19 protein-coding genes are annotated in these 22,407 nt (G+C 67.9%); 18 read left to right on the forward strand and 1 reads right to left on the reverse strand.

The genetic code is table 11. The features are described from left to right. The first annotated feature begins 9 nt into the window (after positions 1-9). The 15 genes from KHC23_RS19470 (at position 10) to KHC23_RS19540 (ending at position 17,071) form a co-directional block, all read left to right on the forward strand. Positions 10-1,134 (forward strand): imelysin family protein, encoded by a 1,125-nt coding sequence (locus tag KHC23_RS19470; protein ID WP_213374880.1) that lies wholly within the window; start codon positions 10-12, stop codon positions 1,132-1,134. Positions 1,135-1,145: 11 nt separating this feature from the next. Then, a complete protein-coding gene (locus tag KHC23_RS19475) occupies positions 1,146-2,270 on the forward strand; it encodes a DUF1513 domain-containing protein (protein WP_213374882.1) in 1,125 nt (374 codons plus the stop codon). A gap of 106 nt (positions 2,271-2,376) precedes the next feature. After that, the gene (locus KHC23_RS19480; protein WP_213374884.1) at positions 2,377-3,582 is read left to right on the forward strand and encodes an aminotransferase; all 1,206 of its coding nucleotides are present in this window, start codon (positions 2,377-2,379) and stop codon (positions 3,580-3,582) included. Between the two features lie 245 nt (positions 3,583-3,827). After that, positions 3,828-5,105, forward strand: a complete 1,278-nt coding sequence (gene urtA / locus KHC23_RS19485; protein ID WP_373878520.1) for an urea ABC transporter substrate-binding protein — start codon at positions 3,828-3,830, stop codon at positions 5,103-5,105. Between the two features lie 201 nt (positions 5,106-5,306). Further along, positions 5,307-6,941, forward strand: coding sequence for an urea ABC transporter permease subunit UrtB (gene urtB / locus KHC23_RS19490; RefSeq protein ID WP_246544784.1), 1,635 nt, complete (start codon positions 5,307-5,309; stop codon positions 6,939-6,941). A 32-nt stretch (positions 6,942-6,973) separates the two neighbouring features. Further along, positions 6,974-8,122, forward strand: coding sequence for an urea ABC transporter permease subunit UrtC (gene urtC / locus KHC23_RS19495; protein ID WP_213374888.1), 1,149 nt, complete (start codon positions 6,974-6,976; stop codon positions 8,120-8,122). Between the two features lie 26 nt (positions 8,123-8,148). Further along, positions 8,149-8,946 (forward strand): urea ABC transporter ATP-binding protein UrtD, encoded by a 798-nt coding sequence (gene urtD / locus KHC23_RS19500; protein ID WP_213374945.1) that lies wholly within the window; start codon positions 8,149-8,151, stop codon positions 8,944-8,946. A 4-nt stretch (positions 8,947-8,950) separates the two neighbouring features. Then, positions 8,951-9,646: an urea ABC transporter ATP-binding subunit UrtE gene (gene urtE / locus KHC23_RS19505; protein WP_213374891.1), complete on the forward strand. Its 696-nt coding sequence runs from the start codon at positions 8,951-8,953 to the stop codon at positions 9,644-9,646. After that, a complete protein-coding gene (locus tag KHC23_RS19510) occupies positions 9,621-10,511 on the forward strand; it encodes an urease accessory protein UreD (RefSeq protein WP_213374893.1) in 891 nt (296 codons plus the stop codon). The genes urtE and KHC23_RS19510 overlap by 26 nt, the downstream gene beginning before the upstream one ends. Positions 10,512-10,601: 90 nt before the next feature. Further along, positions 10,602-11,222, forward strand: coding sequence for an urease subunit gamma (locus tag KHC23_RS19515; RefSeq protein WP_213374895.1), 621 nt, complete (start codon positions 10,602-10,604; stop codon positions 11,220-11,222). 59 nt (positions 11,223-11,281) lie between these two features. Next, positions 11,282-12,994 carry an urease subunit alpha gene (gene ureC / locus KHC23_RS19520; protein ID WP_213374897.1) on the forward strand — a complete coding sequence of 571 codons (1,713 nt, stop codon included), beginning with the start codon at positions 11,282-11,284 and terminating at the stop codon, positions 12,992-12,994. 55 nt (positions 12,995-13,049) lie between these two features. After that, positions 13,050-13,766 carry an urease accessory protein UreE gene (locus KHC23_RS19525; RefSeq protein ID WP_213374899.1) on the forward strand — a complete coding sequence of 239 codons (717 nt, stop codon included), beginning with the start codon at positions 13,050-13,052 and terminating at the stop codon, positions 13,764-13,766. A 9-nt stretch (positions 13,767-13,775) separates the two neighbouring features. Continuing rightward, a complete protein-coding gene (locus tag KHC23_RS19530) occupies positions 13,776-14,483 on the forward strand; it encodes an urease accessory protein UreF (protein WP_213374901.1) in 708 nt (235 codons plus the stop codon). 16 nt (positions 14,484-14,499) lie between these two features. Further along, positions 14,500-15,159 carry an urease accessory protein UreG gene (gene ureG, locus KHC23_RS19535; protein ID WP_213374903.1) on the forward strand — a complete coding sequence of 220 codons (660 nt, stop codon included), beginning with the start codon at positions 14,500-14,502 and terminating at the stop codon, positions 15,157-15,159. 139 nt (positions 15,160-15,298) lie between these two features. Next, positions 15,299-17,071 carry an ArnT family glycosyltransferase gene (locus tag KHC23_RS19540; RefSeq protein WP_213374905.1) on the forward strand — a complete coding sequence of 591 codons (1,773 nt, stop codon included), beginning with the start codon at positions 15,299-15,301 and terminating at the stop codon, positions 17,069-17,071. Positions 17,072-17,077: 6 nt separating this feature from the next. Here KHC23_RS19540 and metC read toward each other — a convergent pair whose 3' ends face one another. After that, positions 17,078-18,268: a cystathionine beta-lyase gene (gene metC, locus KHC23_RS19545; RefSeq protein WP_213374907.1), complete on the reverse strand. Its 1,191-nt coding sequence runs from the start codon at positions 18,266-18,268 to the stop codon at positions 17,078-17,080. Between the two features lie 282 nt (positions 18,269-18,550). On the opposite strand from metC, the gene KHC23_RS19550 reads away from it, so the two are divergent. From KHC23_RS19550 to KHC23_RS19560, 3 genes are all read left to right on the forward strand, one after another. Beyond that, positions 18,551-19,573, forward strand: coding sequence for an amino acid ABC transporter substrate-binding protein (locus tag KHC23_RS19550; RefSeq protein ID WP_213374909.1), 1,023 nt, complete (start codon positions 18,551-18,553; stop codon positions 19,571-19,573). Positions 19,574-19,686: 113 nt separating this feature from the next. Beyond that, positions 19,687-20,877 (forward strand): amino acid ABC transporter permease, encoded by a 1,191-nt coding sequence (locus KHC23_RS19555; RefSeq protein ID WP_213374911.1) that lies wholly within the window; start codon positions 19,687-19,689, stop codon positions 20,875-20,877. Positions 20,878-20,888: 11 nt separating this feature from the next. Next, on the forward strand, positions 20,889-22,265 hold the full coding sequence (locus KHC23_RS19560) for an amino acid ABC transporter permease (protein ID WP_213374913.1): 1,377 nt from the start codon (positions 20,889-20,891) through the stop codon (positions 22,263-22,265). Positions 22,266-22,407 lie beyond the last annotated feature (142 nt).

The following is a 22,407-nucleotide window of genomic DNA, read 5'->3' on the forward strand; positions in this document are numbered from 1 at the left end:
AGGCCTCCCATGAACCGATCCCCCTTCGCGGTGGCACTGGCGCTGGTGAGCCAGATCGGACAGGCGGCGCAGGGCGTGCCGGTGCTCGCCGCCGCCACCACCCTGCTCACCACGCTTTTCATCGGCCGCGCCCATGCCGCGCCGGTGTCGGCGCCCGATGTGGTCGAGAGCTGGCTGCTGCCGCGCTACGACACGCTGCTCGCCTCCGCCAAGGCGCAGCAGGAGGCGTGGGAGGCGTTCTGCAAGGCGCCCTCGGCGGAGGGGGCGGCGACGCTTAAGACCCGCTTCGCCGCCGTGTCCGACGCCTGGGCGGCGGTGGAGTTCATCACCTTCGGCCCGGTCATGCTGTCGCTGCGGCCGGACCGCTTCAACCTGTTTCCGGAGCGCCGCAACGCGGTCGGCCGCTCGGTGGCCGAACTCATTGCCGACCCCACCGACGAGCGGCTCCAGCCGAAGCGCTTCTTCCGCCTCAGCGCGGCGGCGCAGGGCCTGCCGGCGCTGGAGCGCCTGCTCTATGACGAGGGCGCGCAAGCCGCGTTGCTGTCCGGCCCGGAGGCGGCGCGGCGCTGCGCGATCGGCGAGGCGGTCGCGCTCAATCTCGCCACCATCGCCCAGGAAATCCGCACCGGCTGGGGCGACCGCAGCGAGGGGCTGCTGGCGCAGCTTCTCGCCGGCAAGGCCGACCCGGTCTATTTCCCCGATCCGAACGCCCTGCTCAGCCAGATGGTGACCGATCTGGCCGGGGCCTATCAGCGCGTGGTCGACCAGCGCCTGCTGGTGGTGCTCGGCAAGAACAGCGACGAGGCCCGGCCGCTCATCGCCGACCGCCGCCGCAGCGGGCTGTCGAAGCAGACGATTGTCACCATCATCGAGAGCGCCGGCACGCTGGCCGGGGCGCTCGCCGCCGGGCTCGACCCGAAGGACCGGGCGGGCCTCGCCACGACGATGCAGGCGGCGGGCACGGCGGCGGAGGGGCTGCCCGACGACATCGGCGCGGCCGCCACCACCGACGAGGGCCGCAAGACGCTGCAGGCGGCGATCGTCGCCTTCAAGGCGGCGCAGGCGAGCGTCGCCAAGCCGCTGGCCTCCGGGCTCGGCGTGCCGCTCGGCTTCAACGCGCTCGACGGCGACTGAGGGAGGCGCATATGGGTATTATCGATGTCACCCGCCGCTCGCTGATCGGCACCTTCGGCGCGCTTGCGGCCGCGCCGCGGGTGCTGTTCGCCAGCGGTGCCGCGCATGCGCGCGATCATCTGCTGGACGCGGAATGGCTGGCCACCGCCGGCGTCGGCGACGGCTTCGCCCCCGTGGTGCTCTCCCCCGAATTCGGCGCCACCGCTGTCGGCGCAGGGACGCAGCGCCTGCACTGGGTGGAGCCGAGCCCGGACGGGCGCACGGCGGTCGCGGTGGCGCGCCGGCCCGGCACCACCGCCGTGCTGTTCGACCGCCGCGAAGGCACGGTGCGCGCCACCTTCGAGCCGGGCGGGGGGCGGGTGTTCTCCGGCCATGGGCGCTTCATCGACGGCGGAAGGCGCTTCCTCGCGGTCGAGATCGCGCGGGCGGACGGGCAGGGCGTGGTCACCCGCCGCGTGGTCGAGGCCGGCTTCGCGGTGGAGGCGGAATGGGCCTCCGCCGGCATCGGGCCGCACGACATGCTTCCGGTTCAGGATTCTCGGGGCGGCGCGCTCATCGTCGCCAATGGCGGCGTCGAGCCGCACACGCCGGAGGCGCTGGGCGCCGAGGTCGCCGGTTCCGGCATCGCGCAGCTCGACCCGGTGAGCGGCGCCGTGCGTGCCACGGCGGCGCTGGGCGAGGATCTCGCCTCGCTCTCGCTGCGCCACCTCACCGCGGGCGCCGACGGCTTCACCGTGGTTGCGGCGCAGGACCTGCTGGCCGACGGCGTCGCCCGGCCGCTGCTCTACGCGGTGGAGGGCGAGGGGCTGCGCGCCTTCGACGCGCCGGACGAGGCGTGGCGCGGGCTGCGCACCTATGTCGGCTCGGTGGCGCTCGACGCGTCGGGCGCCTATGTCGCCGCCGCCAGCCCGCGCGGCAACCGGGTGGCGCTGTGGCGGCGCGACGGGCGTTACATCGGCTCGCTGCCGCTGGTCGATGGCTGCGGCCTGGCCCCGACCCGCGCGGCCGGCCAGTTCCTCGCCACCAGCGGCCTCGGCGAGACCGTGTTGATCGGCACCGATGGCGACGAGGTGGGCGTGATCGCCCGCCGCTCCGGCGGGCCACGCTACGACAACCACGCCGTGCTGGTGGCGTGACGGGCGGGGATGGGCGCCTCGCTTTTGCTGATGCCTAAATGAGCCGGGCGGGGTAAAACGCAGCGGTTGCGTTCGATCGCTCCATATCCCGCTCCGAGCCCGTGAAATGAATTCCCTGTTCGCCGCCCTGCCGACCACCGTGTTCGAGACCATGTCGCGCCTCGCCCGCGAACATGACGCGGTCAATCTCGGCCAGGGCTTCCCGGACGATCCCGGCCCGCGCGACCTGCGCGAGAAGGCGGCCGAGGCGGTGCTGAACGGCTGGAACCAGTACCCGCCGATGATGGGGACGCCCGAACTGCGCCGCGCCGTCGCCGATCACTATAGAGAATGGCAGGGGCTCGACCTCGACCCGGACACCGAGGTGATGGTCACCTCGGGCGCCACCGAGGCGATCGCCGGCGCTCTGCTGGCGCTGATCGAGCCCGGCGACGAGGTGGTGCTGTTCCAGCCGCTCTACGATGCCTACCTGCCGCTGGTGCGCCGCGCCGGCGGGGTGCCGCGTCTGGTGCGGCTGGTGCCGCCGCTGTGGCGGCTGACGGAAGAGGCGCTGGCGCAGGCGTTCACCCCGCGCACCCGGCTGGTGCTGTTCAACAACCCGCACAACCCGACCGGCCGGGTGTTCGACGAAGGCGAACTCGCGCTGCTCGCCGGCTTCTGCGCCCGCACCGGTGCCGTGCTGGTGAGCGACGAGGTGTGGGAGCACGTGATCTTCGACGGGCGGGAGCATTGCTCCGTGCTGTCGCTGCCAGAGATGCGCGGGCGGGCGGTGAAGATCGGCTCGGCCGGCAAGATTTTCGGCATGACCGGCTGGAAGGTCGGTTTCGTCTGCGCCGCGCCGGAACTGATGCGGGTGCTCTCCAGGGCGCACCAGTTCCTCACCTTCACCACGCCGCCCGCGCTCCAGCAGGCGGTCGCCTATGGGCTGGGCAAGGAGCGCGATTGGTTCCTCGCCACCCGCGCCGGGCTGCAACGCTCGCGCGACCGGCTGGCGGAGGGGTTGTCGCGGCTCGGCTTCGCGGTATTGCCCTCGGCCGGCACCTATTTCCTCAATGTCGACCTCGCCCCGCTCGATCTTTCCCCGCTCGATGCTGCCCCGGTCGATGCCGGCCCGCGCGACGAGGCGTTCTGCCGCCGTCTGGTGGCGCGCGAGGGCGTGGCGGCGATCCCCGTCTCCGCCTTCTATGCCGGGCAGCCGGTGGACAGCGTGGTGCGCTTCTGTTTCGCCAAGACCGACGCCACCATCGACCGCGCGCTGGAGCGCATGGGCGGCGTGAGTGCCCGCAAACGGGCAGCGGGTGCCGCGCAATAAATAGGCAGGCGCAACCCGTCCGCCGATAATTGGGCAGTTGAGCGCGACATTGCACAATGGGTGGGCAGATTTCCGTTTCGTGAGGGGGCGCGCGGCGATGTGTGCATCGGCGGGTCCCGCCATCGCCCTATTCCCGGCCTTGGCACGCGGGTTGCAAACCATTCCCCTGGCACGCGGACGGGGGTCCTGCGTGTGAACTCCAGAAGGGAATAAAGATGCTGAACATGTTCACGCATGCCCGGCGCATGGCCGGTCGCGCGCTTGTGGGTGCGGCTGCGCTGGCGCTGGCCGGAGGCGGTGTCGCGGGCGCTCAGGAGACGATCAAGGTCGGCGTGCTGCATTCTCTGTCCGGCACCATGGCGATCAGCGAGACGACGCTGAAGGACACCGTGCTGTTCATGGTGCAGGAGCAGAACGCGGCCGGCGGGGTGCTCGGCAAGAAGCTGGAAGCCGTGGTGGTCGATCCGGCCTCCAACTGGCCGCTCTTCGCCGAGAAGGCCCGCGAGCTTATCGAGAAGGAGAAGGTCGCGGTCGTGTTCGGCTGCTGGACCTCGGTCTCGCGCAAGTCGGTGCTGCCGGTGTTCAAGGAGCTGAACAGCATCCTGTTCTACCCGGTCCAGTATGAGGGCGAGGAGAGCGAGCGCAACGTGTTCTACACCGGCGCGGCGCCGAACCAGCAGGCGATCCCGGCCGTCGACTATCTGATGGAAAACGAGGACGTCGAGCGCTGGGTCCTCGCCGGCACCGATTACGTCTACCCGCGCACGACCAACAAGATTCTTGAGGCCTATCTGAAGTCGAAGGGCGTCAAGGAAGAAGACATCATGATCAACTACACGCCGTTCGGTCATTCCGACTGGCAGACCATCGTCGCCGACATCAAGAAGTTCGGCTCGGCCGGCAAGAAGACGGCCGTCGTTTCCACCATCAACGGCGACGCCAACGTGCCGTTCTACAAGGAGCTCGGCAATCAGGGCATCAAGGCGACCGACATCCCGGTCGTCGCCTTCTCGGTCGGCGAGGAAGAACTGGCCGGCATCGACACCAAGCCGCTGCTCGGTCATCTCGCCGCGTGGAACTACTTCCAGTCGGTGGACGTGCCGGAGAACGCCGCCTTCATCAAGAAGTGGCAGGCCTACACCAAGAACGACAAGCGGGTGACCAACGACCCGATGGAAGCCACTGTCATCGGCTTCAACATGTGGGTCAAGGCGGTCGAGAAGGCCGGCACCACCGATGCTGACGCCGTCATCGACGCGCTGATCGGCGTCACCGTGCCGAACCTGTCGGGCGGCTTCTCGGCGATGATGCCGAACCACCACATCACCAAGCCGGTGCTGATCGGCGAGATCAAGGAGGACGGCCAGTTCGACATCGTCGAGCAGACGCCCGGCCTGATCGTCGCCGAGGAATGGTCCCCCTATCTCGAAGGCTCCAAGGACCTGATCGCCGATTGGCGCAAGCCGCTCAACTGCGGCAACTTCAACGTCAAGACCGGCAAGTGCGGCGGCGCCGGCCAGTGAGGCCGACGCCCGGGCGGCTTCGCTCCGGCGCTGCCTGAACCGCTCCACGACCTCCGGCCGCCCGCGCGGCGGCCGGACCCGGCCGAGGCGTCGCGCCGGCGGGCAGTGCTGCCTTGCCCAAGCCCCTCGCCGGAACGCGTACCGCCGTCGCCGCCGGAGACCTGTCTCCGGCCATCCGCAGCGCCCCATCGACGGACGATGATGACCTCACGCGCTCGCCTTTTCCCCTCCCTTCGCGTGCTCTGCGCCGCGCTCGCCCTCCTGTTCGCTGCCGCGCTTGTCGGGACCTTCCCGGGGCGTGCCGAGGCGCAGGACATCAGCGGCGCGCTGGGGCAGTTCACCAGCAACAAATATGACGACACCGAAGCCGCGCTTGGCGCGCTGGCGCTGAGCGGCAGTCCCGCCGCCGCCGGTATCGTCTCCGCCCTTGCCGACGGCAGGCTGGTGTTCGGCGGCTTGCCGCCGCGCGTCTTCATCGAAGGCGAGGGCGGCGCGCTGCTCGACCCGCTCACGATGCAGCCGGTCGCGGACGCGCCCCCCGTCAAGCCGGTGCGGGTCAACAACCGCGTTCGTCGCGCTATCGAGGCCGCCAACGGCGCGCTGTCGCTCGTCAGCCCGGATGCGGGCAAGCGCCGGGAAGCGGCGCTGGCGGTCGGCCGCTCGCGCGACGAGGCGGCGCTGCCGGCGCTGGACGCCGCGCTCGCCAAGGAGAGCGACCCGCAGGTCAAGTCGGCGATGAACCTGGCGCGGGCCTCGATCCTGATCGGCAAGGAGGGCATCTCCCCCGCCGAGCGCATCGCCGCCGTCGAGCTGGTGGGAGCCGAAGGCAACCAGGACGCGCTCGCCATCCTGCGCGGCGTGCCCGACAGCGCGGCGCCCGAGGTGAAGCAGGCGGCAGCGCAGGCGATCGAGGGCATCGAGCGCAACCTCGCCATGTGGGGCATGGCGCAGAATGTCTGGTACGGCCTCTCGCTCGGCTCGGTGCTGCTGCTCGCCGCCATCGGCCTCGCCATCACCTTCGGCGTGATGGGGGTCATCAACATGGCGCATGGCGAGATGGTGATGCTCGGCGCCTACACCACCTTCGTGGTGCAGGAGGTGATCCGCACCTCCTATCCCGGCCTGTTCGACGCCTCGCTGCTGATCGCCATCCCGCTGGCCTTCCTGTTCACCGGGCTGATCGGCGTCATCATCGAGCGCACCGTGATCCGCTTCCTGTACGGCCGGGCGCTGGAGACACTGCTCGCCACCTGGGGCATCTCGTTGATCCTGCAGCAGGCGATCCGCACCATTTTCGGGCCTACCAACCGCGAGGTCGGCGCCCCGAGCTGGATGTCCGGCAGCTTCGAGATCGGCCATCTCTCCATCACCTCGGGGCGACTCTGGATCATCGTGTTCGCGCTGCTGGTCTTCTTTGCGCTCCTCGCGACCCTGCGATTGACCCGCATCGGTCTCGAAATGCGCGCCGTGACCCAGAACCGCCGCATGGCGGCCTCCATGGGCATCCGCACCAACTGGGTCGACGCGATGACCTTCGGCCTCGGCTCCGGCATTGCCGGTATGGCCGGCGTGGCCCTCAGCCAGATCGACAACGTGTCGCCAAACCTCGGGCAGAGCTACATTATCGACAGCTTCCTGGTCGTCGTGTTCGGCGGGGTGGGCAATCTGTGGGGCACCCTTGTCGGCGCCATGACGCTCGGCGTCGCCAACAAGCTGCTGGAGCCCTATGCCGGCGCCGTGCTCGGCAAGATCGCGCTGCTGGTCATCGTCATCCTCTTCATCCAGAAGCGCCCCCGCGGCCTGTTCGCCCTCAAGGGGAGGTCGATCGAGGCATGAGCACGCCCCCTGCAAGCACGAGCACGACCGGCATGAGCATCACCCGCCAGCCCGCCCTGCTGGGCACCAGTGGCATCATCTTCCTCGCCGTGCTCTTTGCCGCGTCGGTGCTGGTGCCGGTGCTGAACCTCGCCGTGGCGCCGGATTCGGCCGTGCATGTGCCGACCTATGTCGTCTCGCTGCTCGGCAAGTACCTGACCTATGCGCTGCTGGCGCTCTCGGTCGACCTGATCTGGGGCTATGTCGGCATCCTCTCGCTCGGCCAGGGCGCCTTCTTCGCGCTCGGCGGCTACGCGATGGGCATGTATCTGATGCGCCAGATCGGCACGCGCGGCGTCTATGGCGATCCCGTGCTGCCGGACTTCATGGTGTTCCTGAACTGGAAGGAACTGCCCTGGTTCTGGTACGGCTTCGACTGGTTCCCCTTCGCCGCGCTGATGGTGCTGCTGGCGCCGGGTATTCTCGCGCTGGTGTTCGGCTGGTTCGCCTTCCGCTCGCGCGTCACCGGCGTGTACCTCTCCATCATCACCCAGGCGATGACCTTCGCCCTGCTGCTGGCCTTCTTCCGCAACGACATGGGTTTCGGCGGCAATAACGGCCTGACCGACTTCAAGGACATTCTCGGCTTCAACATCCAGGCGGACGGGACGCGGCTGACCTTGTTCGTGCTCTCGGCGCTGGCGCTGGGGCTGGGCTATGTGCTGTGCCGGTTCCTCGTGCGCTCGCATTTCGGCAAAGTGCTGGTCGCCATCCGCGATGCCGAGACGCGGGTGCGGTTCACCGGCTACCGGGCGGAGAACTACAAGCTGGTCGCCTTCGTGGTCTCGGCCATGCTGGCGGGCATCGCCGGCGCGCTCTACGTGCCGCAGGTCGGCATCATCAACCCCTCCGAATTCTCGCCCGCCAACTCGATCGAGATCATCGTCTGGGTGGCGGTGGGCGGGCGCGGCACGCTGGTGGGCGCGGCGCTGGGGGCGGTGCTGGTGAACTACGCCAAGACCTACTTCACGTCAGGCATGCTCGCCCCGTACTGGCTGTTCATGCTCGGCGGCCTGTTCGTCGCCGTCACCCTGTTCCTGCCCAAGGGCATCGTCGGCACCTATTACGACTGGCGCGAGAAGCGCCGGCGGCATGACGACATACCGGCCGCGCCGCTCGCCGCGCCCGGCCCGGCCGAATGAGGGGACGCGACATGACCGACACCGCCATGCTGGCCCCCTCGACCCCTTCCGAGCCGGCTCCCGCCGAGAAGAAGGAATTGACTGAGGCGCTGCTCTATCTCGACGCCGTCACCGTCACCTTCGATGGATTCCGGGCGCTGAACGCGCTGTCCTTCACCGTCGATCCCGGCGAGATGCGGGCCGTCATCGGTCCCAACGGCGCCGGCAAGACGACGATGATGGACGTCATCACCGGCAAGACCCGCCCCGATCGCGGGGACGTGTTCTTCAATGGCGGCACCACCGACCTGACCAAGCTGGACGAGACGCAGATCGCCACGCTTGGCATCGGCCGCAAGTTCCAGAAGCCGACCGTGTTCGAGAACCACACGGTGCTCGACAATCTGCGCCTGGCGCTGAAGGGCCAGCGCCGGGCGCTGCCCAACATCTTCCACCGCGAGAGCGCGGCGGCGCGCGAGCGCATCGACGAGATCTTCGAGACCATACGGCTGACCGAACATCGCGAGCGGCTCGGTGGCGCGCTGTCGCACGGCCAGAAGCAGTGGCTGGAGATCGGCATGCTCCTGGCGCAGGACCCCAAGCTCCTGCTGGTCGACGAGCCGGTGGCGGGGATGACCGACGCGGAGACGGCCCAGACTGCGGAACTGCTGCGCGAGATCAACGCCAACGGCCATTCGGTGGTGGTGGTCGAGCACGACATGACCTTTGTGCGCGACCTCGGCGTGCGCGTCATGTGCCTGCATGAGGGCTCGGTGCTGGCCGAAGGAACGCTCGATCAGGTCAGCGCCAATGAGCGCGTGATCGAAGTCTATCTGGGACGCTAGGCGCATGCTGGAAGTTCAGGACGTCAACCTCTTCTACGGCGCGGCGCAGGCGCTGCGCGGCGTCTCGCTCGCCGCCGAACCGGGCAAGGTGACCTGCGTGCTCGGGCGCAACGGTGTGGGCAAGACCAGCCTGATGCGGGCCATCGTCGGGCAGGCGCCTGTCGCGACCGGCGCGATCCACTTCAATGGCGAGGACATCACCACGATGGCACCCTCCGAGCGGGCGCGCCGGGGCATCGCCTTCGTGCCGCAGGGGCGCGAGATCTTCCCGCTGCTCACCGTGGCGGAAAATCTGGAGACCGGTTTCGCGCCCCTGAAGCGCGCGGAGCGGTTCATTCCCGACGATGTATTCTCGCTGTTCCCGGTGCTCGATTCGATGATGCGCCGGCGCGGCGGCGACCTTTCCGGCGGCCAGCAGCAACAGCTTGCCATTGGCCGCGCGCTCACCATGCGGCCCAAAGTGCTGGTGCTGGACGAGCCGACCGAGGGCATCCAGCCCTCGATCATCAAGGATATCGGCAACGCCATCCGCTATCTGCGCTCCAAGGGCGACATCGCCATCGTGCTGGTCGAGCAGTATTTCGACTTCGCCAAGGAACTCGCCGACCATTTCATCGTGATGGAGCGCGGCGCGGTGGTGATGTCGGGTGATGGCGCAGCCCTTGAGGACCCTGATGTTCGCAACCGCATTGCCGTCTGACGCCGCCGCCACGATCCCGCTCGAGCGACGCGGGCGGGGGCGGCTCGTGGTCGAGGCGCGGGCGCTGGACGGGCGCACGGTGCGCGGGCGCATTGAGGAAGAAGGCTTTGCCCGGGTGCGCTTTCCGCGTTCGGGCCGGCGCGGGCGCGCGCTGGAGGCGGTGATGATCAACACCGGTGGCGGATTGGCGGGGGGCGATGCCTCGCAGAGCTGCCTTCATGCCGGGCGCGATGCCCATTTGGTGGTCACGACGCAGGCCGCCGAGAAAATCTATCGCTCGGACGGTGCCACCTCGCGCATTGCCGTCGAACTGACGGTGGAGGGCGGTGCCGGCCTCCACTGGATGCCGCAGGCGACCATCGTGTTCGATGGCGCACGGGTCGAGCGATCCATCGGTGCCGAGGTCGCGCCCGATGCCCGCCTGCTGCTGGTCGAGCCGGTCATTCTCGGCCGCACGGCGCGCGGTGAACGCCTGTCTTATGGCCGGCTGCACGATCGCTGGCGCATCCGTCGCGGCGGGCGCCTGATCTACGCCGACGGGCTGCAACTCGATGGCGACATCGCCGCCACGCTGGACCGCCGCGCCACCGCCGGCGGCTGGGCCGCCTTCGCGACGCTGCTGCTGGTCGCGCCCGATGCCGAGAGCCGGCTGGACGATGTGCGCGTCGCCCTCGGTCTTGGCGGCGCGGCGGAAGATGTCGAGCCCGCCGAACTTCCCGATGGCCTCGATGCCGGGGCGAGCGCGTGGGACGGCATGCTGTCGGTGCGCCTGCTGGCCCGTGACGGCGCGCCGCTGGAGAGCGCGATCCGCCGGGCGATCGCCGCGCTGGGCGTCGGCGAGGTGCCGCGCATCTGGCACTCCTGATGCAGGTCACCCGACGCAAGCCGCCCACCCGATGCTAATCACCTTCGCTTCCTACCCGACATTCGCCTTTGCAGAGCCGGAGACGCATCCATGAACCTCAGCCCGCGCGAGAAGGACAAGCTGCTCGTCGCCATGGCGGCCCTGGTGGCCCGCCGCCGTCTTGAGCGCGGCGTGAAGCTCAACTATCCCGAGGCGGTGGCGTTGATCACCGATGTGGTGGTGGAGGGCGCGCGCGACGGCAAGACCGTCGCGGAACTGATGACGCTGGGCACCACGGTGCTGTCCGGCGACCAGGTGATGCCGGGCGTCGCCGAGATGATCGTCGAGATCCAGGTCGAGGCGACGTTTCCGGACGGTACCAAGCTGGTCACCGTGCATGAGCCGATCGCCTCCAGCCATGGTGCCGGGGCGCCGGGCGAAATGCTGCTGGAGGAGGGCGAGATCGAGCTTCTGGCCGGGCGCGAGTTCGTTTCCGTCACCGTCGCCAACACCGGCGACCGGCCGATCCAGGTCGGCAGCCACTACCATTTCTTCGAGACCAATCCGGCGCTCGCCTTCGACCGCGACAAGGCGCGTGGCATGCGCCTCGCCATCGCGTCGGGCACGGCGGTGCGCTTCGAGCCGGGACAGAGCCGCGAGGTGACGCTGGTGTCGCTTGCCGGCAAGCGCGAGGTCTACGGCTTCCGCCAGGGTGTGATGGGCAAGCTGTGACGCCCGCCGCCTGAGAGCACCCGCCGCCCCACAGCCTCTTTGCCGAAACGGAATGCCGCATGTCCATCAAGATTTCCCGCGCCTCCTATGCCGAGATGTTCGGGCCGACCACCGGGGACCGTGTGCGTCTCGCCGATACCTGCCTCGTCATCGAGGTGGAGAAGGATTTCACTGTCTATGGCGAGGAGGTGAAATTCGGCGGCGGCAAGACGATACGCGACGGCATGGGCCAGTCGCAGGTGATGCGGGCGGAAGGGGCGGTCGACACCGTCATCACCAACGCGCTGATCCTCGACCACTGGGGCATCGTGAAGGCCGATATCGGCATACGCGACGGGCGCATTCACGGCATCGGCAAGGCCGGGAACCCGGACATCCAGCCCGGCGTCGACATCGTCATCGGCGCCTCGACCGAGGTGATCGCGGGCGAGGGCAAGATCATCACCGCCGGCGGCTTCGACAGCCACATCCACTTCATCTGCCCGCAGCAGATCGAGCACGCGCTGATGAGCGGCGTCACCACCATGCTGGGCGGCGGCACCGGCCCGGCGGCGGGCACCAATGCCACCACCTGCACCCCGGGGCCGTGGCATATCGAGATGATGCTGCGCGCCTTCGACAGCTTCCCGGTCAACCTCGCGCTCTCCGGCAAGGGCAATGCCTCGCTGCCCGGCCCGCTAGTCGAGCAGATCGAGGCCGGCGCCTGTTCGCTCAAGCTGCACGAGGACTGGGGCACGACCCCGGCGGCGATCGACAATTGCCTCTCGGTGGCGGACGAGTACGACATCCAGGTGATGATCCACACCGACACGCTCAACGAGAGCGGCTTCGTCGAGGACACCATCGCCGCGTTCAAGGGTCGCACCATCCATGCCTTCCACACCGAAGGCGCGGGCGGCGGCCATGCGCCGGACATCATGAAGGTCGCAGGCCTGCCCAACGTGCTGCCGTCCTCCACCAACCCGACGCGGCCCTTCACCATCAACACGCTCGACGAGCATCTCGATATGCTCATGGTGTGCCACCACCTCGACCCGCTGATCGCCGAGGACCTCGCCTTCGCCGAGAGCCGCATCCGCAAGGAGACCATCGCCGCCGAGGATATCCTGCACGATCTCGGCGCCATCTCGATGATGGCTTCCGACAGCCAGGCCATGGGCCGGCTGGGCGAGGTCGTCACCCGCACCTGGCAGACCGCGCACAAGATGAAGCTGCAGCGCGGCGTGCTACCGGGCGATTCTGAGCGCAACGACAATGCCCGGGCCAAGCGCTACATCGCCAAATACACCATCAACCCCGCCATCGCGCACGGCATCTCGCGCCATATCGGCTCGGTGGAGAACGGCAAGCTGGCTGACCTCGTGGTCTGGTCGCCGGCCTTCTTCGGCACCAAGCCGGACATGGTGATCAAGGGCGGCACCATCGTCGCGGCGGTGATGGGCGACCCGAACGCGTCGATCCCGACCCCGCAGCCGGTGCATTACCGGCCGATGTGGGGTGCCTATGGCAAGGCCCGCACCGCGACCTGCCTCACCTTCGTCTCGCAGGCGGCGATGGAACTGAACGTCGCGCACAAGCTGGGGCTGGAGAAGCGTGCCGTCGCGGTGGAAAATGTGCGCGGCGGCATCTCCAAGGCATCGATGATTCACAACAGCGCGACCCCGCATCTGGAGATCGACCCGGAAACCTATGAGGTGCGGGCGGATGGCGAGTTGCTGACCTGCGCGCCGGCCACCGAACTGCCCATGGCGCAGCGCTACTTCCTGTTCTAAGGATCGGAGCCTCAGGCTGCCGCACAGCCGAATGCGAGCTCCGAAGGAGACGACCATGATCCGTGCCCGCCAGATTCTTCCCGCTGGTAGCTGGGACGCCACAACCGCCGCCGACCGTGTCGTGCTGCCCCATGACGGGCGCTACCGCCGGCGCATCGCCATGCGCGGCGATGGCGACGTCGCGTTTCTGCTCGACCTCGACGAGGCAACCCGGCTCAAGGATGGTGACGGGCTGAAGCTGGAAGACGACCGTGTCGTCGCGGTGGTCGCGGCCGAAGAACCCGTGGCGGAGATCGTGGCGCAGGACGCGCACCATCTCGCCCGCCTTGCCTGGCACCTCGGCAACCGGCATGTGCCAGCCCAATTGCTCGCCGACCGCATCCGCATCGCCCGCGACAGCGTGCTGGAAGACATGGCGCGCGGTCTCGGCGCCGGCGTCGAAACCGTCGAGGCGGCCTTCGAGCCGGAAGGCGGCGCCTATGAGGCCGCCGAGGCGCACGGCCATGCCGGGCACGCACACGCGCACCATCACCACGATCACGCGCATGGCGACGCCTGCGGTTGCGGGCACGATCATCACGGCCATGAGCATGGGCACGATGACCGCGAACATGCGCATGAGCATCACGGGCACGGCAAGGAGCGCGACGTGCTGCATGTTCAGGCCGCCGCGGCGGTGGCCCACGAGCACGGCCCCGACTGCGGTTGCGGCCATGACCATGACCATGGCCACGATCATGCCCATCATCACGACCACAAGCACGGCCACTAGGCTCCTTTCATGAGCAAGGCCGCTGCGGCGCCGGCCGGCGCCTCGCCCGACCTGCTGGCTCTGTTCGTCTGGCTCTCGCCCGCTTATCCGGTGGGTGCCTTCGCCTATTCGCACGGTCTCGAATGGGCGGTCGAGACGCGGGAGATTTCCGACCTCGCCTCGCTTACGGGTTGGGTCGAGGCACTTCTGCGCCATGGCGGCCCCTTCGCTGACGCAGTGCTGCTGGCGCATGCCTTCGAGGCGGTGCGCGCGGCCGACGATGGCGGGCTGCGCGACGTGCTGGAACTCGCGGCCGCCTTCGCCCCCTCGCGCGAGCGCCAGATGGAAACGCTGAACCAGGGTGACGCCTTTCTGGCGGCCACCCGCGCCGCCTGGCCGGCGCCGGCGCTTGAGCGGCTGGGAGAGGTGTGGGACGGGCGTGTCGCCTATCCGGCAGCGGTCGGCATCGCGGCGGCGGCGCATGGCCTGCCATTGCCGGCGACGGCCTCGCTTTATCTCAATGCGGTGGCGGCCAATCTGGTCTCCGCCGCCGTGCGCCTCGTGCCGCTGGGCCAGAGCGACGGCAACAAGGCGCTGGCTGCGGCGACGCGGACCGTCCGGAAGGTCGCGCCGCAGGCGATCGGCGTGCCGCTCGACCAGCTCGGTGGCGCGGCGCTGAAATCCGATATCGCGTCGATGCGCCACGAGACGCAGTACACGCGACTGTTCCGAAGCTGAAGCGAAGGGGAATTCCATGGCGAGCGACAGCAGCGGCCCGCTCCGGGTCGGCATTGGCGGGCCGGTCGGTTCGGGCAAGACGGCGCTGATGGAGGCGCTGTGCCGGGTCTTCCGCGAGCGCTACGATCTGGCCGCCATCACCAACGACATCTATACCAAGGAGGATGCGGAAATCCTCACCCGCGCCGGGGCGCTTCCGGCCGAGCGCATCATGGGGGTGGAGACGGGGGGCTGCCCGCACACCGCCATCCGCGAGGACGCTTCCGCCAACCTCGCCGCCATCGCCGAGATGCGCGGGCGATTTCCCCGGCTCGACCTGATCCTCATCGAGTCCGGCGGCGACAACCTCGCCGCGACCTTCTCGCCGGAACTGGCGGACCTCACCATCTATGTGATCGACGTCTCGGCGGGCGAGAAGATCCCACGCAAGGGTGGGCCGGGGATCACCCGTTCCGACCTGCTGGTGATCAACAAGGTGGACCTCGCGCCGATGGTTGGCGCCTCGCTGGAGGTGATGGACCGCGATTCGCGCCGCATGCGCGGGCGGCGCCCCTTCGTGTTCGCCAATGTGCGCGCCGGCGACGGCGTGGCCGAGGTGGCGCGGTTCATCGAGGCGGCGGGCGGTCTCGCCGTCGCGGTGCCCGGCCCGCGCGACGAGGCGGTGCCGGCGGCTTGAGCCAAGCGCGGCTGGCGAGAGCGGACATTGTCGACCCGCCGGCCACACCTTCGGATATCGTGTCCCGGGTGAGCGCCGGCCGATGCGGCGTGGCCCTTCCGTCTGGTATGAGTTCATCGGGGCGGAGGGATTCCATCAGATGAAGTCACCGATTGCGGGCGGCAACGGACGTGCCGCCCCGCTCTACACCCAGCGCGGCCTGCGCCTTCCCGACCGGATCGTCGAACTGTTCGATCTCGGCTGCGGTTCCCACCGGCGGGCCTGCCTGTTTCTTGTCGTGCTCTGTCTGGTGGCGCTGCTGCCGGGATTCTTCTCCATTCCCCCGGTGGACCGGGATGGGGCCCGCTTCGCCCTGATCAGCCGTCACATGGTCGAGACCGGCGATCTGACCGAGACGAGGCTGGGCTGGGAGGCGAAGCGCACGCGGGCGCTGGGCCTGCACTGGTTCCAGGCCGCCGTGGTGAAGGCCGCCGATCTGGTCGGCGTGCCGGATGCGCACACCCGGATCTGGCTCTACCGGCTGCCTTCGCTCGCTGCCGCAATCGGCGCCGTTCTGCTGACCTACTGGGCAGCGCTGGCCTTCATCCACAGGCGCGCCGCCGTGCTCGCCGCCAGCCTGCTGGCGAGCAGCGTCGCCCTCGGGGTGGGGGGACGTCTCGCCGTGCCGGAAGTGTTTCTGCTCGGCTCGGTCGCGGCGATGATGGGTGCGCTGGGTCGTCTCTATCTCGCCGAGCGCCGGAGCGGGCCCGCCGGCAACTGGGACCAGTCGCCCCATGAGGCCCGCCTCGCCCTGGCGTTCTGGGCGGCGCTGGCCTTCGGCCTGTTCACCAAGGGACTGATGACGCCGCTTTATCTGCTGCTGCCGCTGGCGGCGCTGCTAGCGATGGACCGCTCGGCGCTGTTCCTGCGGCGCGCGCGCTCCTATCCAGGGCTCGGTCTTCTGGTCCTCGTCGCCGGCGGCTGGTTCCTGCTGCGCCGCTACGCGCCGCCGGAGACACAGGACGAGTTCGTCATGCGCACATTGCTCGGGCAGGTGGCGGGCGCGTATCGGGGCTTTACCGGCCTGCCCGGGATCTACACGCTGCTGTTCTTCGCGCTGTTCTGGCCGGCGGCGCCTCTGGCAGCACTGGCCGCTCCCATCGTCTGGAAAGCCCGCCGCATCGGCTCCGTGCGCTTCCTGCTGGCGTGGGTGGTGCCGGCCTGGTTGCTGTTCGAACTGCTCCCCACCAAGGTGCCCGCCTATGTGGCGCCGACCCTGCCGGCGATTGCCATACTGATCGGCGTCGCGGTGGAACGCGGGGCGCTGGCCCTCGGCAATATGCGCCTGACGCGGGTGTTGTGGCTGTGGCCGCTGATCGGCGCGGTGATAGCGGTGGCGGCACTGCTGGGCATGGCGGTGTTCGACCGCACGACAAGCGTGCTGGCCTGGCCGCTGCTGCTGGTCGGATTCTTCGCGCTGGTGGTCGCGGCGGGCTCGGTGCGCGACTATGGCATCGAGAAATCGGCGCTGGTCGCCATTGCCGGCATGCTGGTCTCCGGCTTCGGCGTGATGCAACTGGTGCTGCCGAACATAGAGAGCTTCTGGATGGCGCCGCGCGTGGTGGCCGCGGCAGCGCGCGAACCCTGTGGCGCGGAGGCCGGCGACATCGAGGTCGGCATTGCCGGTTTCAATGAGCCGAGCCTCGCCCTGCTTCTGCCGGACGCGCCGCGCTTTCTGGATGGTGCCGGCGCCGCCGATTTCCTCAAGGCCGGGGGAGGCTGCCGCGTCGTCTTCGTCGAACGGCGGCAGGAGCCGCGGTTCGCCCGGCGGGCTGAGGCGATCGGCCTGCGCATCCAGCGCGGCGCCGATTTGCGTGGCTTCGACTACAACAGCCTGCGCGAGGTGCGGCTGGCGCCCTACCGTCGCGGCTGACGGCGCTCAACCCGCCGCTGCCATCGCCGCAAAGCCGCTGTCGAGATCGGCGACGAGGTCGGCCGGGTCCTCAAGGCCGATCTGCAGCCGGATGGCCGGGCCTCCGGGCGCCCAGTGCGTTGCCGAGCGGTAGGGGCTGCAATCGAACGGGATGGCGAGGCTCTCGAAGCCGCCCCAGCTATAGCCCAGCCCGAACAGCGAGAGCGCGTCGAGGAAGGCGTCGACGGTTGGCTTCGGCACTGGCTGGAGAATGATGCTGAACAGCCCGGAGGCGCCCTTGAAATCGCGCTTCCACAGCGCGTGGCCGGGATGTTGCGGCAAGGCGGGATGCAGCACAAGCCGCACTTCCGGCCGCGTCGACAGCCAGTGGGCGAGGGTGAGCGCCGATTGCTGGTGGCGCTCCAGCCGCACCGCCATGGTGCGCAATCCCCGCGAGGCGAGGAAAGCGTCTTCCGGCGCGACGGTGATGCCGAGGTCGCCATGGGCCAGGTGGACCCGCCGGTAGGTGCGCGCATTGGCGGATATGGTGCCGATGTTGAGATCGGAATGCCCACCGAGATATTTCGTGCCGGCCTGGATCGAGATGTCGACGCCGAAATCGTGCGGGCGGAAGAACAGCGGCGTCGCCCAGGTGTTGTCCATCAGGGTGACGATGTCGTGCTGGGACGCGACATCGACGATGGCCGGCACGTCCTGAATCTCGAAGGACTGCGAGCCGGGCGATTCCAGGAAGATTGCCCGCGTGTTCGGTCGGACGAGGCTGGCGATGCCGCTGCCGAGCAGGGGGTCGTAATAGGTGGTCTCGATGCCATAGCGAGTCAGCACCTCATCGCAGACGCGGCGGGTCGGCTGGTAGGCGCTGTCGACCATGAGCAGATGGTCGCCGGCCTTGAGCACCGCGAGCAGCGCGAGGCTGACGGCGGACAGCCCGGACGGCGTGAGCACCACGCCGGCGCCGCCCTCGATGCGGGTAAGGGCGATCTCCAGGCTCTCCACGGTGGGATTGCCGCGCCGGCCATAGCTGTAGCGTCCTGTATGGCCTTCGAGATCGGCGACGGTCGGCGAGAGCACGGTGGAGCCGCGCACGATCGGCGTATTCACGAAGCCGTCATGGCGAAACGGCTCGCGGCCGGCGACGACCAGTTCGGTGTCGACCGAGAGGTTGCCGGGGATCGTGCTTTTCGTCTTGTTCGCCATGGTTATAGCCTGTCTGGTCCGCTTCATCGAAGGTCGCATAGGGAACGGGCCTGCATCGCCCCGTCAAGCGCTTGACCGGACCGAATTGCGGCGCTCTGATGACGGTACGTCTGCTGCGGTGGTGCCCGAGGGGGTCTTCTGGGGCGCCGTCAGACGAAGGAAGTAGGCATGTTACGTTTCCGGATGCCCTCGGCGGCATGCGAATTGCCTTTTCTGTCACTCGTGCCGCTCGCCCTCGCGGCGGACACGTCAGCTCCAATCCGAATGAAGAAGGCTGCCATAATGAAACGCCTCCTCTCAACGTTCGCCCTTGCGGGTGCCATGGGCCTGTGCGCGTTCGGCGCGCAGGCTGCCACGAAACTCGAGCAGGTGAAGTCAAAGGGCTTCGTCCAGTGCGGCGTCAGCCAGGGGCTGCCCGGCTTCTCCAACCCCAACGACAAGGGTGAGTGGAGCGGCCTCGACGTGGAATTCTGCCGCGCTGTCGCCGCCGCGATTTTCGGCGATCCCACCAAGGTGAAGTTCACGCCGCTTTCCGCCAAGGACCGCTTCACCGCGCTTCAGTCGGGCGATATCGACGTCTTGTCGCGCAACACCACCTGGACCATCACCCGCGACACCTCGCTGGGCCTCAACTTCACCGGCGTCACCTATTATGACGGCCAGGGCTTCATGATCCGCAAGGACAAGAAGGTGAATTCGGCGCTCGAACTGTCTGGCGCCTCGGTCTGCACCCAGACCGGAACCACGACCGAGCAGAACCTCGCCGACTTCTTCCGCGCCAACAACATGACCTACGAAGTCATCGCCTTCGCCACCAATGACGAAGTGGTCAAGGCCTATGACGCCGGCCGCTGCGACGTGCTCACTACCGACCGTTCAGGCCTTGCCGGCGAACGCCTCAAGCTGACCAATCCCGACGACCACATCGTGCTGCCCGAGATCATCTCCAAGGAGCCGCTCGGCCCCGTGGTGGCCCATGGCGACGACCAGTGGTTCGACATCGTGAAGTGGGTGCTGAATGCTCAGCTTATCGCCGAGGAACTCGGCGTCACTTCCCAGAATGTCGACGAGCAGGTGAAGAGCGCCACCAACCCGGAGATCAAGCGCCTCGTGGGTACCGAGGGCAAGTATGGCGAGGGCCTGGGTCTCGGCAATGACTGGGGCTACCTGATCATCAAGAATGTCGGCAATTACGGTGAGATGTACGACCGTACCGTCGGCCCCGACACCCCCCTGAAGCTCTCGCGCGGCCTCAACGCGCTGTGGAACAAGGGCGGCATCCAGTACGGCATGCCGATCCGCTGAGGCTGTGAAATCTGGAGGCTTCCGGCGTTTCGGGAGCCTCCACTCTCCGGCAGAACCGACTTCAAGTTCGGCGTCGGAGACATGCGTGGCCTCGATCCGAGGCGAGGGGGACTATGACGGATTTGGCTGGGCCCGTCGGCGGGCGTGCGAAGACTTCATTCATCAACGATCCGAAGGTACGGAGCATCGGCCTTCAGCTTATCGCGCTGGTCGTGGTCGTGTTTCTGGGCTGGAGCTTCGCGGAAAATGCCCGCGACAACCTCGCCGCGCAGAAGATCGCCACCGGCTTCGGCTTTCTCGACAACACGTCCGGCTTCGGCATCAACCAGACGCTGATTCCCTATAGCGAAACCTCGACCTATGGCCGGGCCTTCTTCGTCGGTCTGCTCAACACCATCCTCGTGGCAGTGGTGGGCATCATCCTCGCCACCATCATCGGCTTCCTGGTCGGCATCGGCCGGCTGTCGAAGAACTTCGTCGTGCGAACGATCTCGACCGTCTATGTCGAGGTGCTGCGCAATCTGCCGCCGCTGTTCCAGATCCTGTTCTGGTATCTCGCGGTGCTCAGCGCGATGCCAAGTCCACGCCAGAGCATCAGCCTTTTTGGCGAGGTGTTCATTTCCAACCGCGGCATCATCCTGCCGCGCCCGCTGTTCGGCGAAGGGGCCGGCATCGTGGTCTGGGCGATCGGCCTCGCGGTTCTCCTGGTCATTTTGTTCCGCCACTGGTCGGCGAGCCGTCAGGAGGAGACCGGCCGGCGGCTGCCGGTGCTGTGGATCAATCTCGGCCTGCTGATCGGCCTTCCGCTCGTGGCGATGATCGTCACCGGCTTTCCGATCAGCTTCGAGACGCCCGAACTCAAGGGTTTCAATTTCGTCGGCGGCGTGCAGGTCATCCCGGAATTCGTCGCGCTGACGGTGGCGCTGGCGACCTATACCGCCGCCTTCATCGCCGAGAATGTGCGCTCCGGCATCCAGTCGGTGAGCCACGGCCAGTCCGAGGCGGCGCATTCGCTCGGCCTGCGCAACGGGCAGACGCTGCGGCTGGTGATCATTCCGCAGGCCATGCGGGTGATCATTCCGCCACTGACCAGCCAGTATCTCAACCTCACCAAGAACTCCTCGCTGGCGGTCGGCATCGGCTATCCCGATCTCGTGGCGGTGTTCGCCGGCACGGCGCTGAACCAGACCGGGCAGGCGATCGAGATCATCGCCATCACCATGGGTGTCTACCTGCTGCTGTCGATCATCACCGCGACGATCATGAACGCCTACAACAGGCGCGTCGCGCTGGTTGAACGGTAGAGGGCCCGGCCATGAGCATGACCTTCGACGACGGGACCTTCATCCGCAACGAGATGGCGCCGGCGCTGCCGCCGCCCACGCAGCGCATCGGCGCGGTGGCCTGGATGCGGGAGAACCTGTTCTCCGGCGTCCTGAACACCACGCTGACCGTTCTTGGCATCCTGCTGGTGGCGTGGGTAGTGCCACCTTTCATCCGCTTCATGTTCCTCGATGCGGTGTGGACCGGTGAAAACCGCGAGGCCTGCCTCGGCCCGCAGGTTGGCGCCTGCTGGCCGTTCATCCATGCCAAGTTCGGCCAGCTCATCTATGGCTTCTACCCGATCGCCGAGCGCTGGCGGGTGGATATCGTCTTCGCGGCCGGTGTGCTCCTGCTGGTGCCGCTGCTGGTGCCGAGCCTGCCATTCAAGCGGCTGACCTCGTTCCTGTTCTTCGTCGTCTATCCGGTGGTCGCCTTCGTGCTGCTGACCGGAGGCAACATCGACGCCTCGGCCTTCCTGCTGGAACGCTTCGGGCTGATCGGCAGCTTCGTCGGCGATGCAGCCATCGGCGGTATCAACCTTGTGTTCTGGGTCGACTATGTACTGACCGCGTTGCTCGCAATCGTGGCGATGGGCGGCCTAATCGCCCTGCTCGGCGGTAGCGGCCGATCCGCAGCGCTGAGCACGTTCTGGGTGTTCCTCGCGCTCGGTCTGGTCATCTTTGCCTGGGACGTCGATGTCGGGCTCGAATATGTCGAGACCCGCCAATGGGGTGGCCTGCTGGTCACGTTGGTCATCGCGGTGACCGGCATCGTCGCCTCGCTGCCGCTCGGCATCGTTCTGGCGCTCGGGCGCCGCTCGCAGATGCCGATCGTGCGGTTGCTCTCGGTGATCTTCATCGAGTTCTGGCGCGGCGTGCCGCTGATCACCGTGCTGTTCTTCGCCACCTACATGCTGCCGCTGTTCCTGCCGCAGGGGGCCAATCCGGACGCGCTGCTGCGGGCCCTTGTCGGGGTGGCTCTGTTCTCGGCCGCCTATATGGCGGAGGTGGTGCGCGGCGGCCTGCAGGCGATCCCGAAGGGGCAGTATGAGGGCGCGATGGCGATGGGGCTGACCTGGAGCCAGATGATGCGCCTTATCATCCTGCCGCAGGCGCTGACGCTCGTCATTCCCGGCATCGTGAACAGCTTCATCAGCCTGTTCAAGGACACGACGCTGGTGCTGATCGTCTCGATCTTCGACTTTCTCGGCCAGCTCCGCGCCTCGTTCACCGACCCGAACTGGGCGACGCCGGTGACGCTCTATACCGGCTTCGCCTTTGCCGGCGTGGTCTATTTCCTCTTCTGCTTCGGCATGTCACGCTACTCGCTCTTCGTGGAGCGGCGGCTGAACACCTCTCACCGGCATTGACGGAGATCTGTGCTTATGTCCGACACTCATTCGATCGTTCCGAGCGACGTATTGCACGCCGTCCATACGCCCCCGGGGCGGGAGGTCGCCGTCGATCTCGTCGGCGTGCATAAATGGTATGGCGAATTCCATGTCCTGAAGG

The sequence above is a fragment of the Ancylobacter dichloromethanicus genome, assembly GCF_018390645.1.
Taxonomy (GTDB): domain Bacteria; phylum Pseudomonadota; class Alphaproteobacteria; order Rhizobiales; family Xanthobacteraceae; genus Ancylobacter; species Ancylobacter dichloromethanicus.